The organism is Hydrogeniiclostridium mannosilyticum (assembly GCF_003268275.1).
In the GTDB taxonomy this organism is placed as follows: domain Bacteria; phylum Bacillota; class Clostridia; order Oscillospirales; family Acutalibacteraceae; genus Hydrogeniiclostridium; species Hydrogeniiclostridium mannosilyticum.
Map to the genome: position 1 here is coordinate 69,158 of NZ_QLYR01000003.1, position 13,547 is coordinate 82,704.

Sequence of the window (13,547 nt, forward strand, 5' to 3'; positions counted from 1 at the left end):
GTACCACTTTCTGCATTAGCATTATTACAACGAGCGAAGTAATTTTAATTCTACGGCTAAGAATACGCCTGCCCTAATTATTTTTAATGTTTTATAGAAAGGCGCATGCACCATGTTTTCGTATACGCTTAAACGTTTAGACTACCCTTACCCGCCCATGCCTCTTGAGAAACGCAAGGGGCTTGTACCCAAGCAGGGTTATTGCAGCCTCAAGCCCGCTGAAGAGGAAAAAGAAGGGCTTCCCGCTGCCGCCGCCGGCTTACGTGCCTGCATTTACGGCGATCCGCTCCGGGAAGTTATCCATCTCATGCAGGAGGACCTGCAAGCTCCTACCATAGAAAAGATACCAGCTCCCCCACTGCTGGCTGATATTCTGCCGGCGGTCCGTCGGCTTCTGCTGGAGGGCAAAGGTATGGAAGCCGCTGCCCTTTCAGCTGAAACCGCCAAAAAGCGAGGTTATGGGGAGCTTCTCCACTTTATGGAGAACGACCCCCGCCATATTGAGCTTCCGTTTAGTGCTTTTCAGCCTGCCGGCGCCGTCAATCTGGTTTTAGAGCTGGAAGAAAGCGGCGCCCCTACAGATTATCTGCGCACGATGAATTATAAAACCGGAGAGGCCGTCATTCACTGGACCGACCGCCGGGGGCGTTGGGTCCGGCGCGCCTTCGTATCGGAACCTGAGCAGTGTCTTGTCCAGCTTTTAACTCCTCCTCCGGGAGAAAAACTGAATATACGGGTACATATGGAGGCGCCGGATGATTGGGCCCGCGCTGGAATCCGGCCTGAAATGCAGGCTACGCTGGACGCTCTGCTGTGTGAGGCCTGCTACCCCATCGGCGGCGGTGGGCACGCTGTCGCCACAAAAGTTTTCCGAACCGGAGGTACGGCCCACCTGGAGGACACCTCCATCTGCATCAACGGTGCGCAGCAGGTGCTGCTGGTAACTAGAGTAACCAGTTCGCCAGCCTTGAAGCCGGGGCTTGCCCAACAGACCTTAGACGATCCTTCCTTTCCGGAGGAAACATATGAAGCGCTTTTAAATCGTCACATTAAAATCCATGCACCGCGCATAGAACGCTGCACCATGACGTTTGACGGCCCCGGCGAAAATCAGGCCGTGGAGGAGCTGATGGAACGGCAGAACGGCAGCGGCTTGCCTCTTCAGGCCAAACTGCTGCAAATGATGTTTGATGCCGGCCGTTACTTTCTGGCTACCGCTACCGGTAAATACCCGCCGATGTGGGGGCAATGGAACATCAATGTCAATCTACAGGTGTGCAGCGGAAACCTGACCAGTTTGCCGGAGATGATGGATGTATTTTTCCGGTTTGTTGAGAGCAAGCTTCCTGATTACCGCATGAATGCCCAGCGGATTTTGGGCTGCCGCGGGATATTGGCCGACATTCACCCGGACCTTAACAACGGCCTGTTATATCATTTTTCTAGAACTTACCCTCACCACTACTGGATTGCCTGCGCCGGATGGATTTATAATGAATTTTGGGGGCGTTATCTGGTAAGCGGGGACAAGACCTTTTTGCGGGATCATGTCCTTCCTGGTCTACAGGAAATCGCCCTCTTCTTTGAGGATTACCTCTCCGACCGTGGCCCGGATGGACGCTATCTCTTTTACCCATGCTGGTCCCCGGAAAACGAACCTCTGGGGCAAAGTCCGGTTACTGTCAACGCTGTTATGGATATTATGGTGTGCCGTGAGGTCCTGGAAAATCTGACGACGGCATACAGGATTTTGGAACTGGAGGATCCGCGTGCCGAAAAACACCGCGAAATGTTGGAGAACCTGCCTGCCCTGCTGCTGGACGAGGAAGGCGGGCTGAAGGAATGGGCCTGGAAAGATCACCCCGAGCGGTATAACCACCGGCACGTGTCCCACCACTATGATGTTTGGCCCGGAATGAAAGTGAATTGGGAGGACACCCCCGAACTGGCCGATGCTATTCTGAAATCCAACCGCAGGCGCGGCCAACAGGACGATTCTGCACACGGTATTATGCATCGGCTGTTTACGGCTATCCGCCTCAAGGATAAGCAGGATGCCTGCATGCATATCCAACAGCTATTCCGGCATGGCTTTGTCAACAGCAACCTGTCTACCAACCATTTCCCCGACCGCTTGGAATTTCCCGATATGCTGGGCGGAATGCCCGCAGCTCTGGCGGAAATGGCTGTTTACTCCCGGCCGGGAATCATTGAATTTCTGCCCGCTATGCCGGACTTTCTTGCTAAAGGCAAACTCTGCGGAGCAAGCCTTTACACCTTCATGCTGCTGCAAACAATGGAATGGGATTTAGAGGCAGGCGTTTTGCAGGCGGTACTTGTTTCGCATGAAAACCAAATCTGCAGAGTGGGCTCCCATAAGCCTGCCGTGATTTTCCGAGATGGAAATCCACTGACAGAACAGGAGACCACGGAGGGCATTCAGTTTACAGCGGGCATTCCCGTAAGTATCTTGCTGCAATGGAAATAGCAACAGCCATAAATTTTACAACCATATTAAAAATCCATTAAAGCAGGCCAATCCAGCGTCTAAGCCCAAAGTTACAAGCTTTGGGCTTTCATCATATAGCGCGAGCAGGTCCTTCCGTCAGATATTAATCTACCTCTGGGCCATTGCTGCATATTCTTTAACACTGCAACGAGGAAGCCTTTAGGCGCATGGCACACCGGCCTCCCACAAAAGAGGGAGGTAAAATAAATTGTAAAATCTACAATAGAAGGGATTTATAAGGATGAAGACGAACGAAATTTATATGGGCGATCCTTTTATTTATACCCATGAAAACACTTACTATTTGATTGGCACCACCAATGAAATGGAAGGTTTTCGCGCTTACAAAAGCGGTGATCTTGAAAATTGGACAGAGACCGGCTGGATATTGCGAAAAAATGACACAGGCTTTGGTTCACGCTGCTTTTGGGCGCCTGAAATTTTTATTCACCAGGGGAAATTTTATTTAACCTATTCTGCTTTTGTTGAAAGCACCCAAAAATTGCAAATGGCCCTCGCGGTAAGCGAGAGCCCAACCGGGCCTTTTCATAATTTATATGCACCGTGGTTCACAAATGATAAAGGAACCATCGACGGCCATATTTTTAAAGATGATGACGGAGCCCTATATTTATATTTTAGTATGAATTGGTTTGACCCTAAAACCGGCATCAATAACGGCGAAAATTATGTTTCAAAGCTAAAAAAAGACCTATCCGGGCTTGATGGAGAAATCCGTTTTGTAAGCCGCGCCGAAATGGACTGGGAAACGCCCATGCCCAACAACCGGTGTAATGAAGGCCCCACCGTTATCAAGCACGGCAATGACTACTACATGACATATTCTGCAAATGATACAGCTTCGGACAAATACGGCATTGGATATTTAAAGTCAAAGCACCCGGCGGACGGGTGGGAAAAGGTCAGTATAGAACCATGGCTGACCACGACGGATAACCTTTTTTCTCCTGGACATAACAGCATTTTCAAGGATCTGCACGGTAACTTAAAAATTGTTTTTCACTCATTGGCGCAGCGGGATAAATTTGAAAGAATTGTAAACATCCGGAACCTGGCAATTGAAAACGGCCGGTTGTCCATTATATAACTGAGCGTTATCCGAAAACGCCTCTCCCCTGATTGAGCCGGCAATCGCTGCTTTCGTTTTCTATACTATGGACGGGATTAATAGGCCGGCAGCCGGGGACTCCGTCGCCGGAGCTAATTACAGCGAGAAATTTGCGCCTGCGGCGCCCCTCAGTAAACTCTCGGCGCCTTGTACAAATAAAAAAAGAGGCGCCGGGAGTTGTCTCCCCGCCTCTTTACTCTATGTCTTTTTAATAAATTCCGTTTTACAAACCGGACACTTAATCTCAATTTTGCCCTTACCCCTTGGTACGCGCAGTATATTGCCGCATTTAGGGCACTTATAGTAGCGGTGGTCCTTATCCTGCCGGAAACTCTTCTGTTGGTTTGAGTGGCTCTTTAACCGCCTGAAAAATGACAGAAACGCTTGATTTTCCTTTCCGCGTGCCGTAACATTGCGTGAAAGCATACGAAAAAAGCACCAGCCCAGCAGAGCCAACGACACAATTGCCAAAATAGGCCAGCGAAAAATCTGCGCAACCAGATAAAAAACCAAATACACGATCAGTATAACCAACGAAAGCTGGTCCGGTCCATTTCTTCCATACATAAACCTTTGCAGCCAGAGCTGAAACCTAGCAAAAAAGCCCATTCTTTTAATCCGCCTTTCTCACAGACAAACCCCTTAAAATATCTGCACTATGAATCAAGATATCCTTTTCTTCCTCCGTTAACAGGCTCAGCTCCTTTTTTAGCTGCTCGGCACAGTCTTGAATCGTCCCTTCCAACAAAGAACGCCCTTTATCCGTCATCTGCAAAAAAATCATTCTGCGATTTACCGGGCTTTCCACCCGCTGGGCCAATCTTTTTTCAACCAAGCCGTCCACTACCCGGGTGAGCTGCTGGCGGGAAACCCCCATCTCCTTAGAAAGCTGCGTCATATTCAACGGTTCTTTCTTTGCCAGCAAAATAAGCGCTTGCAGCTGTGTTCTGGTAACGCCCAGATCCTCCTGGTGGCTTGAGCTTTGAAAGACCAATTTATATAGAAGGGGACCCATATCAAACACTGCGTGAATGAGGATATCGTCTTTATTTTTATACATGCTTCCATCCCTTTTTATGTTTATTCGTTCATTATAAAATGGAATTCTTGCGCTGTCAACTCACTACAACAAAATTAAAAAATGATACAAACACGTCATAAAAAGGTCATAAAATTACATCTGGGGTTCATTGTGCGTTCATAAGCTTATTCTATAGTAGTTTTGTTCTTGATTGCAAGAAGCCGGTAAGCATAAGGGAACGGTTTCAAGTGATTAAGGCATGCGTAAAACCTTACCCTCACCCCCTGACTGCTAGCTTTCAGGGGGGACTTTTTTATGTAAGACCACAAAAACCGGCGAGGCCCTACCAATTAAAGCTGGCAGAGCCTCGCCGGTTCCCATATAAAACCATATCTATAACTTAGCCAACCGGAAACTTATAGGTTTACCGGCCCCGCTAACGCAAGCTTTCTCTCGCATATCGCTTTAGCAGAGCCGCATCTCTGATATGCACCACGCCACGGGAGAGACTAACCGCTCCCTCGTCCTGAAAATACCGCAGCATTCTGGTAACCACCTCGCGGGCACTGCCCAAATAGCGGGCAATTTCCTCATGCGTTCTCTGCAAAACCATGCTTTCCCCGGCTTCCTCCAACAAAAATGCAGCCAGGCGGCTGTCGAAACTTTTGTTCATAACCTGATCCAGAAGCCACATCACATCGGAAAGACGTGCCGCCATTAAATCACTGGTATAGGCGGCTACCGGCAGCGATGTTTTTGCCAGTTCCTGATACACAGCGGCCGGAATAACCACCACTTCTGTTCGCTCCCATGCCTGCACCGAAACCTCAAACTGAATATTCGGCATCATACAGGAGGCCGAAAGCAGGCAGATATCCCGCTCAAACAGGCGGTAAAGCGTAACCTCCCGCCCACTGTCAGAGGTGATATAGACGCGCAGCTGTCCGGAACAGACCATTAACAGGCCGATGCAATGCTCCGGCCCCCTGCGGACATTGTCACCCTTTTCAAAGACACGGCGGACAGCCGATGCCCGAAGCTGCTCCCGCTGCCCCGGAATCAGCTTTCCCCAAAAAGGAAGATAGGCTTCTAACTCTGTCATCGGCTTATTTTTCCGGCCCACACTGTCCGCCGCAATGATGGTCATGGCAATGGCCGCCAGAGTGCTTTTCATGGTGGTGGGCACAAACCGTATTCGGGTCGTAGTGGAGCGATCCGTTCAGCAGGGCTGCTACTTGTTCATCAGCCAGCCCAGAAGCGCCCGGGTACAGTTCAATGCCGTTTTCCTGTAAAGCCTGGCGCGCGCCGCCGCCAATACCGCCGCATATCAGCACATTTACACCATGGGCCTTCAAAAAACCGGCCAGCGCTCCATGGCCGCTGCCGTTTGTGTCGACAACTGCGGAAGAAACCACTTGGTTGGCTTCAACCTCATAGATTTTAAACTGCGATGAATGTCCAAAATGCTGAAAAACCAAACCGTTTTCATATGTTACTGCAATTTTCATTTCACTCAACCCTTTCTTTTCTACACAAAACAAAACTGGTAAACCAGTGTTGTGCACCATAAGCGCCGCGGTTCGTTTTCACCGTCCAGCGCTTTGAATTGTAGATATTATACCCCCTTTTTTTAAATAAGGCAACACTTTGATTTTCTGTGACCAAGTTACAGTATTTTATAAAAAATTGGCATATACTAAGGACAAATCATTCAGAAAAGAGGTTTTAATTATGTCGGTTAAAGTATTGAATAAAGATAATTTCAACGAGGAGGTTCTGTCTGCAAAGGGTACCGTTTTAGTTGATTTCTGGGCTTCCTGGTGCGGGCCCTGCCGCATGCTCTCTCCCATTGTTGATGAAATTGCCGAGGAGCAAAGCGGCTCGGTCAAAGTCGGCAAGGTCAATATTGATGAACAGCCGGAATTGGCAAGCAGGTTCGGCGTTATGAGCATCCCTACGCTAATGGTTTGGAAGGACGGAAAGCTTACGGATACCTCCGTCGGCGTTAAGCCCAAACATATGATTGAGGAAATGCTGAGATAATAAGCCCTCTTAAAATAATCCCCCAACAAAACACAAAAGGCTGCTTTCTGAATTGGAAAGCAGCCTTTTGCACTGTCTAAATTAAAATTTAATGCATAGCGCTTGCCGCCCGCGGCAAAACTAAGCTCGAAAGGAAGTGCTGACGATGAAAAACGACTCTGTAAGCAAACAGGAAATCATCCGGGAGTTGGAGCGTCGAATTGAACTGATTGATCGCCACCGTTTCGACGAAATCGAAGTAACAGGCAACCAATATGAGGAATTAAACCAAGTACTAAAGAAAATTATTGGCGTGCCGCTTTCCGATGAGCTCACAGATGTTAAAAATTACATTGAAACACTTTAACCGCTACCATCAATCTGCCCATAAACCAACAAGGAGGAACTCATGCCAGAAAATCAATTTATGTTGGGCCTGAAGGATAACGCCTATTTTCAATCTCTCCCTGTTTTCATCCAGGAAAACATCAAGCAATCCGGTGTTACACTGAACTCTGAAAATGATCTCAAGCGTCTGGCGCAAAACATGCTGCAGTCCAATACGAAAGGCACAAATTAACGTAAAACGCCTACAGAATGAAATTCTGTAGGCGTTTTATATTTTATCTGCCTTATTTTTCTTTATGTATGCTAAGCTTCTTTTCCGTTCCTTCCCGAATGCGTTTGATATTCGAGCGGTGCTTCCAAATAAGCAGGCCGCCTAGGAATAAAGAGATCAACGACACTACAACACAGTAGGTAACGCTGCCAACACCATGCTGCAAGTAGTCCACAAAAAATGTCAGCGGAAAGACTGAAACCGGAAGGGAAATCGCAGCGGCAATCGAACCGATTGAAACCACCCGCGTAATCAAAAGTAGAACGATAAACACGACAATGGTGATCACAAACAGGCGCCAGTCGATTAATAGTGTGATGGACCAGCTGGTTAAAACACCTTTTCCACCCTTAAAGCCAAAGAACACCGGAAAGTCATGCCCCAACACACAGAAAGCAGCAGCAATAAAGGCTCCATACTGAACAAACTCAAACTCCGACATCACATTAGCCAAGCCCGCTGTGGGGTAAAAGGCCTGAAAAATTAACTTGCCAATTAAAACGGCAACCACACCCTTGGCAAAATCAAAAACAAATGTACAAACTGCCGCTTTGGCCCCTACCGAGCGGAGCACGTTCGTTGTTCCCGCATTACCGCTGCCCATAGAGCGAATGTCCTTGTGGCTGAAGAATTTGGTGAACAAAATGGAAAAGCTGATACTGCCCAAAAGATATGCAATAACCGCACTCAACACACCTGCCAGAAAAAATTGCATCATGATTCAATCTCTCCTACTTTACTTAGTATCCAAAAGCACAAACAACGTGCCCCAAACCATCAGCCATTATCGTCCCCGCGCTCCCGAATAATAAAACGGACGGGGGTCCCCTCCAGGCCAAAGGTCTCACGAATCCGGTTTTCAATGTACCGCTGGTAAGAATAGTGGAACAATTCAGCTGAATTTACAAAGCAAATAAACGTCGGCGGCTTTGTGGTAGCCTGTGTCATATAATAAATTTTCAGCCGCCGCCCCTTATCCGTCGGCGGTTGCACACGCGCCGTCGCCTGAGCCAGCACATCGTTCAGCATCCCGGTGGTAATCCGCATAGCGTTGGAGCTGGCTACGTGGCGGACTAGCTCAAACAACCGGTCGAGCCGCTGGCCTGTACTGGCAGATATAAAGATGATCGGCGCATACGACATGAAGGAAAAATCTGTTTCCAGTTTTTTACGAAAATCCTGCATGGTACGGCTGTCCTTCTCTATGGCATCCCATTTATTCACAGCAATGATGCAGCCCTTTCCCGCCTCATGGGCCAAGCCGGCTACCTTTGAATCCTGCTCTGTAAAACCGATTGTCGCGTCTATCATAATGACGCACACATCCGCGCGTTCAATCGCCATCTTCGCCCGCACAATGCTGTATTTTTCCAGGGAGTCGTTAATTTTACTTTTACGGCGAATCCCTGCGGTATCAATCAACACAAACCGTCCGGAAGCATTTTCGATGCTGGTGTCAATTGCATCGCGGGTTGTTCCGGCAATATCCGAAACAATACAGCGATATTCTCCGCACACCTTATTGACCAACGAGCTCTTGCCCACATTGGGTTTACCAATAATTGCTACACGGATAAGCTCGCCCTCTTCATCTTCTTCCGTCTCATCCGGCAGAAAATCATACACGCGGTCCAATAAATCCCCCGTTCCATGCCCATGCACAGAGGAAACCATCACAGGGTCTCCTAGCCCGAGGTTGTAAAACTCGTAATACTCCGCGGGCGGTTCCCCGACCTGATCGCATTTATTGACACAAAGCACCACGGGGCGACCGCTTTTGAGCAGCATAGAGGCGATTTCCACATCTGTCGCCACCACGCCGGTACGAATGTCCGTTACAAAAATAATCACATCCGCCGCATCGATGGCAAGCTGGGCCTGAACACGCATTTGAGACAGAATTACATCTCCCTCTGAAGGTTCTATCCCTCCAGTATCCACTACGGAAATCTTTCTGCCGCGCCACTCACAGTCCCCGTAAATACGATCCCTGGTGACCCCCGGCGTGTCGTCAACAATGGACAGCCGCTGTCCAATTAATTTATTAAACAAGGTAGATTTGCCCACATTCGGCCTACCTACCACTGCAACTACCGCCTTCGGCACGCCTATCCCCTCCTATAATCGCATTTAACAACTCATAGCCGTCATCCTGCACCACCTGTACAGGGATACCCAGCTCCTTTTCTACGGTTTCAACCGTTACGTCATCCAAAAAAACGTCACCCTCATACCGCAGCATGACTCGCGGCAGAAGCAGCACATCTCCCAAGGGCCTGCCCTTTAGCTGCCGGATGATATCGCCGCCTGTTACCAGGCCGGCTACCGTAATGGTCTCGCCAAAAAATTCATTTCTAATAGCCACAACATTACACGTAAGATTATGACATTGATTTCGCAATCCGTCAAGCAATTGGTTTAAAAAAGGCTGAGCAGCCACACCGGTCGCCATTGTCACCGAACGCTGTTTTCCAGGCAGCGCTTCGTCTTCAAGCAGCAATCGCGCGTCTTCAAATTCCTGCTTGAGATTTGCAAGCAGGCCGACGCCGTTTTCCAGTTGGTCAAACTCCCCGTAAAACTCCGCCCGGGGGATTGGCATGCCTGCTTTCAGGTAAAACTCATCCGCCGCATAGCAAATGCGTTTGCCATACCTTTTTTCTGCTGACGCCCCATAGCGTTCTGCGGTTTCAATAACTGCTTGCGCACCTTCCCGTGTGTAGGGCTTGAGCGGGTAGAGCCCCTCCCGGAAACGCGTAACCCCCAACGGCACCAAGGCAACGCTTTGCACCGCTGGATAAAGCGGCAGCAAATCGTTCAGAGAACGCTCCAATTCTGCGCCATCGTTAATGCCCGGGCACAACACAAACTGACAATTCAAGCGTATCCCGGCCTGGGCCAACCGATACAATATTTCAAGCGATTTTCCAGCAAAACGGTTGCCCATCATTTTGCAGCGCAAATCTGGATTTGTGGTATGAACCGAAATATTGATCGGACTGATGTGCATGGCGATAATCCTGTCAACCTCACGCTCGCTCATATTGGTCAGCGTTACATAATTCCCAAACAAAAAGGAAAGGCGGGAATCGTCATCTTTGAAATAAAGACTTTCCCGCATCCCCGGCGGCAGCTGGTCTATAAAACAGAAGATGCAGCGATTCCGGCAGGAATGCTGCCGGTCCATCAGGTAAGTGTCAAATGAAAGGCCAATAGACTGGTATTCACGCTTTACAATCCGTACTTCCCTTTCCTCTCCCGACACATTGCGCAGTAAAATTTGGAGGGTACGGTCCGTCTCATAAAACCGGTAATCCAGCACATCGAAAATCTCTTTTCCATTTATGGAGACCAGCGTCTCGCCTTTCTTTATGCCGGCGCGCTCCGCCGCACTGTTCACATCCACCGCCGCTATTTTTACCGGCATACAAAATCCCCCTTCCTTTGGAGCTCGGCATACAAAAATAGAGAAGGATTTCTCCTTCTCTACCTGAAAGAAACCAAAGTAAAGATGAAAACAATCAAATAATTACTTAAGCGTCCTTCTTGATTACTTCTCTGCCGTTGTAATACCCACACGCGGCGCAAACCTTATGAGGAGCTTTAAACTCACCGCATTTTGGGCATCTCATCAGCGCAGGAGCATTCAACTTCCAAACATTGGAACGTCTCTTATTCTTTCTAGCACTAGAAACTTTTGACTTTGGTACCGCCATTTTCAGCACCTCCTTATATTATCAGAACTTAATCTATCAGCTTTTTAAGAACCTCCAGACGGGGATCGAGCGAGTGCTTCACGCACTGACAAGGCCCATCGTTCAGATCTTTGCCGCAGGTTGGACAAAGCCCTTTACAATCATCTGTACAAAGGAACTTTGTAGGCAAGTCCAGCAAAATGTCATCTCTCAGCAAGGCATCCAAATCAAAAGGATCCTTGTCTGCCAGGATGTATACCTCCTCATCATCCTCACCTTCCAGGAAAGGAACCAGAGTATGCTGGAAGCTGCGCCTGATTTTTTGACGGATCTCCCGGTTACAGCGGTCGCAAGGCATGATAAAATTATATTCAACGCCAGCGGTTAAATAAGCACACGCGTTTCCCTGCCGGACTTCACCTTTAATAATAACAGGAGAAACAAAAGGAAAAACCGTGTTGACTGTCACCGTGCTCAAATCCATTTCATACTCAAAGGGTAGCCGGCTTTCTTCCCCCTGAAAGAGCTTTTTCAACTCCAGTAGCATAGCTGCACCTCTTTGCCACGTTTATTAATTATATCTTTTCTTCCGGCCTTTGTCAAGCAAAATCCTGCCAAATCCTGCAAACACTGCTAAGAAAACGGCACCGCCAAAATAGGCAGTGCCATTTTTGCGTTGAATCAAGCAAAAAGTCAAACGCTCTCTGCAAATTTAGCAATAGCTTCCGGCAGATCAGCCGCATCAGCCGAAACCAGCAGGGTAATCTTTGTGTCTGTCTTATTGGAAAGCGTATCCATCTTCTCGGCAAACCCCTCAAAGACATTCATATCGCTGCCAATAATTTTCAGTGTAGAATCCACCAGAATATCCGTCACATCATAGTTAGCAGCACAAATTCCGCTGATAAAGCCAACCAAAGCATCTACCCCTTGAATATCGTAGCTTTCCGTATCGATCAGTCGGGCTTCGTGCGTAATATCATAGGTCAGCTTTGTGCCTTTTTCAATAACAATGACGTTGCCATTGGAATGTTCAACCGCGGCGTTGGTGCGTTCAATTAACTTCTTGGTTTTACCGGATCCTTTTTTTCCTACAATCAGAGTAATCATTTCGGTACTCCCCCTATTTTATATATTTTCCGCAGTGCGGAAGGGATTACTAAATCAGCGATGCAGCCTGGCCTCCAGGGCCTCCTTCTGCTCCTCATAGCCGGGTTTTCCCAACAGCGCGAACATATTCTTTTTATAGCTCTCTACGCCGGGTTGGTCAAAGGGATTGACGCCGAGCAGGTAGCCCGATATTGCACAGGCTTTTTCAAAGAAATAAATGAGGTAGCCGAGGCTCTCCTCCGAAAAATCCCGGACATGCAGCACCAGGTTGGGCACTCCTCCGTCCGTATGGGCCAGGACCGTCCCCTCAAAAGCCTTTTCGTTGATATAGGCCATCGATTTTCCGGCAAGAAAATTGAGGCCATCCACATTTTCAGCATCGCTTTCCAGGCAAATTTCCTGTTTGACCGCATCAAACAGCACTACGGTCTCAAATAAGGAACGGCGGCCCTGCTGAATATATTGCCCCATCGAGTGCAGATCAGTGGAAAAAATCACAGAGGCAGGGAACAACCCCTTCCCGTCTTTTCCCTCACTCTCGCCGAAAAGCTGCTTCCACCACTCGCACATTAAGGTGTAACAGGGCTCATAGCTGGCCAAAACCTCGATTTCTTTCCCCTTGCGGTATAAAATATTGCGCAAGGCTGCATAGCGGTAGCAGTCATTTTTCTCCAAATCCGGGCAGCTGAGTTCTTCACGCGCCTTGGCCGCGCCCTGCATCAACCGGCCAATATCCGCTCCGCTCACCGCAATTGGCAAAAGGCCCACCGCCGTCAAAACAGAATACCTGCCGCCGACATCGTCCGGCACCACAAAGGTTTCATAGCCTTCCTTGTCCGCCAGCTGTTTCAGCGTCCCCTTCGCACGGTCCGTCGTACAGTAAATCCGTTTTGCCGCGCCCTCTTTTCCGTACTTTTTCTCCAGCAGGCCGCGAAACACCCGGAATGCAATTGCAGGCTCCGTTGTTGTGCCCGACTTGGAGATCATGTTAATGGAGACCTCCTTGCCCTCACAGAGTTGAAGCAGCTCTGCCAGCGCACTGGAGCTGATGCTGTTGCCCGTAAAATAAATATCGGGCGTTTTTTTCGGCAAGGCATTATAGTTCGGCGATTTTATAAACTCAATCGCCGCCCTGGCCCCTAAATAAGAACCACCGATTCCTATTACAATAAAAACGTCCGTATCTGATTTTATTTTAGCCGCCGCAGCTTTAATTCGCTGAAATTCTTCTTTATCGTAATTGGCCGGAAGATCCACCCAACCGATAAAGCCGTTTCCCAATCCCGTCCCTTCGTGAAGAGCGCGGTGGGCACATTCAACCTGCGGAGCAATGGCCTTATACTCTTCCGCACAGACAAAACCCGCTAAATGCTGGGTATCCAAGCGAAGCGTCATACCATTTCCCCCTTTTATCATCTTTGATATAGTTATATTTTACAATAGAT

At 48.5% G+C, this 13,547-nt stretch carries 16 protein-coding genes; 5 read left to right on the forward strand and 11 right to left on the reverse strand.

Annotated elements, in window-relative coordinates; all coding sequences use genetic code 11:
* Positions 1-112: 112 nt before the first annotated feature.
* Together DPQ25_RS06815 and DPQ25_RS06820 are read left to right on the forward strand one after the other, a co-directional pair.
* Positions 113-2,488 (forward strand): glycosyl hydrolase family 95 catalytic domain-containing protein, encoded by a 2,376-nt coding sequence (locus DPQ25_RS06815; protein WP_112332426.1) that lies wholly within the window; start codon positions 113-115, stop codon positions 2,486-2,488.
* A gap of 262 nt (positions 2,489-2,750) precedes the next feature.
* On the forward strand, positions 2,751-3,617 hold the full coding sequence (locus DPQ25_RS06820) for a glycoside hydrolase family 43 protein (protein WP_112332427.1): 867 nt from the start codon (positions 2,751-2,753) through the stop codon (positions 3,615-3,617).
* A gap of 219 nt (positions 3,618-3,836) precedes the next feature.
* Here DPQ25_RS06820 and DPQ25_RS06825 read toward each other — a convergent pair whose 3' ends face one another.
* The 4 genes from DPQ25_RS06825 to DPQ25_RS06840 form a co-directional block, all read right to left on the reverse strand.
* Entirely contained in the window at positions 3,837-4,247 is a 411-nt protein-coding gene (locus tag DPQ25_RS06825; RefSeq protein ID WP_112332428.1) for a hypothetical protein, read from the reverse strand.
* A gap of 4 nt (positions 4,248-4,251) precedes the next feature.
* Positions 4,252-4,698, reverse strand: a complete 447-nt coding sequence (locus DPQ25_RS06830; RefSeq protein ID WP_112332429.1) for a MarR family transcriptional regulator — start codon at positions 4,696-4,698, stop codon at positions 4,252-4,254.
* Between the two features lie 397 nt (positions 4,699-5,095).
* Positions 5,096-5,806 carry a Crp/Fnr family transcriptional regulator gene (locus DPQ25_RS06835; protein ID WP_242978252.1) on the reverse strand — a complete coding sequence of 237 codons (711 nt, stop codon included), beginning with the start codon at positions 5,804-5,806 and terminating at the stop codon, positions 5,096-5,098.
* On the reverse strand, positions 5,766-6,167 hold the full coding sequence (locus DPQ25_RS06840) for a NifB/NifX family molybdenum-iron cluster-binding protein (protein WP_112332430.1): 402 nt from the start codon (positions 6,165-6,167) through the stop codon (positions 5,766-5,768). The genes DPQ25_RS06835 and DPQ25_RS06840 overlap by 41 nt, the downstream gene beginning before the upstream one ends.
* A gap of 178 nt (positions 6,168-6,345) precedes the next feature.
* Here DPQ25_RS06840 and trxA point away from each other — a divergent pair, with 178 nt between their 5' ends.
* From trxA to DPQ25_RS14645, 3 genes are all read left to right on the forward strand, one after another.
* Entirely contained in the window at positions 6,346-6,702 is a 357-nt protein-coding gene (gene trxA / locus DPQ25_RS06845; RefSeq protein WP_330409844.1) for a thioredoxin, read from the forward strand.
* A gap of 145 nt (positions 6,703-6,847) precedes the next feature.
* Positions 6,848-7,048 (forward strand): hypothetical protein, encoded by a 201-nt coding sequence (locus tag DPQ25_RS06850; protein ID WP_112332432.1) that lies wholly within the window; start codon positions 6,848-6,850, stop codon positions 7,046-7,048.
* 42 nt (positions 7,049-7,090) lie between these two features.
* A complete protein-coding gene (locus DPQ25_RS14645; protein ID WP_177576896.1) occupies positions 7,091-7,261 on the forward strand; it encodes a hypothetical protein in 171 nt (56 codons plus the stop codon).
* A 52-nt stretch (positions 7,262-7,313) separates the two neighbouring features.
* Here DPQ25_RS14645 and plsY read toward each other — a convergent pair whose 3' ends face one another.
* The 7 genes from plsY to DPQ25_RS06885 all read right to left on the reverse strand — a co-directional run bounded on the left by plsY (position 7,314) and on the right by DPQ25_RS06885 (position 13,497).
* Positions 7,314-8,018 (reverse strand): glycerol-3-phosphate 1-O-acyltransferase PlsY, encoded by a 705-nt coding sequence (gene plsY, locus DPQ25_RS06855; RefSeq protein WP_112332433.1) that lies wholly within the window; start codon positions 8,016-8,018, stop codon positions 7,314-7,316.
* Positions 8,019-8,077: 59 nt separating this feature from the next.
* Positions 8,078-9,406, reverse strand: coding sequence for a ribosome biogenesis GTPase Der (gene der / locus DPQ25_RS06860; RefSeq protein ID WP_112332434.1), 1,329 nt, complete (start codon positions 9,404-9,406; stop codon positions 8,078-8,080).
* The gene (locus DPQ25_RS06865; protein ID WP_112332435.1) at positions 9,375-10,724 is read right to left on the reverse strand and encodes a DUF512 domain-containing protein; all 1,350 of its coding nucleotides are present in this window, start codon (positions 10,722-10,724) and stop codon (positions 9,375-9,377) included. The genes der and DPQ25_RS06865 overlap by 32 nt, the downstream gene beginning before the upstream one ends.
* Positions 10,725-10,830: 106 nt before the next feature.
* Positions 10,831-11,013 (reverse strand): 50S ribosomal protein L32, encoded by a 183-nt coding sequence (gene rpmF, locus DPQ25_RS06870; protein ID WP_112332436.1) that lies wholly within the window; start codon positions 11,011-11,013, stop codon positions 10,831-10,833.
* A gap of 28 nt (positions 11,014-11,041) precedes the next feature.
* Positions 11,042-11,539: a YceD family protein gene (locus tag DPQ25_RS06875; RefSeq protein ID WP_112332437.1), complete on the reverse strand. Its 498-nt coding sequence runs from the start codon at positions 11,537-11,539 to the stop codon at positions 11,042-11,044.
* A 146-nt stretch (positions 11,540-11,685) separates the two neighbouring features.
* Positions 11,686-12,102: a hypothetical protein gene (locus DPQ25_RS06880; RefSeq protein WP_112332438.1), complete on the reverse strand. Its 417-nt coding sequence runs from the start codon at positions 12,100-12,102 to the stop codon at positions 11,686-11,688.
* 54 nt (positions 12,103-12,156) lie between these two features.
* On the reverse strand, positions 12,157-13,497 hold the full coding sequence (locus tag DPQ25_RS06885; protein ID WP_112332439.1) for a glucose-6-phosphate isomerase: 1,341 nt from the start codon (positions 13,495-13,497) through the stop codon (positions 12,157-12,159).
* Positions 13,498-13,547 lie beyond the last annotated feature (50 nt).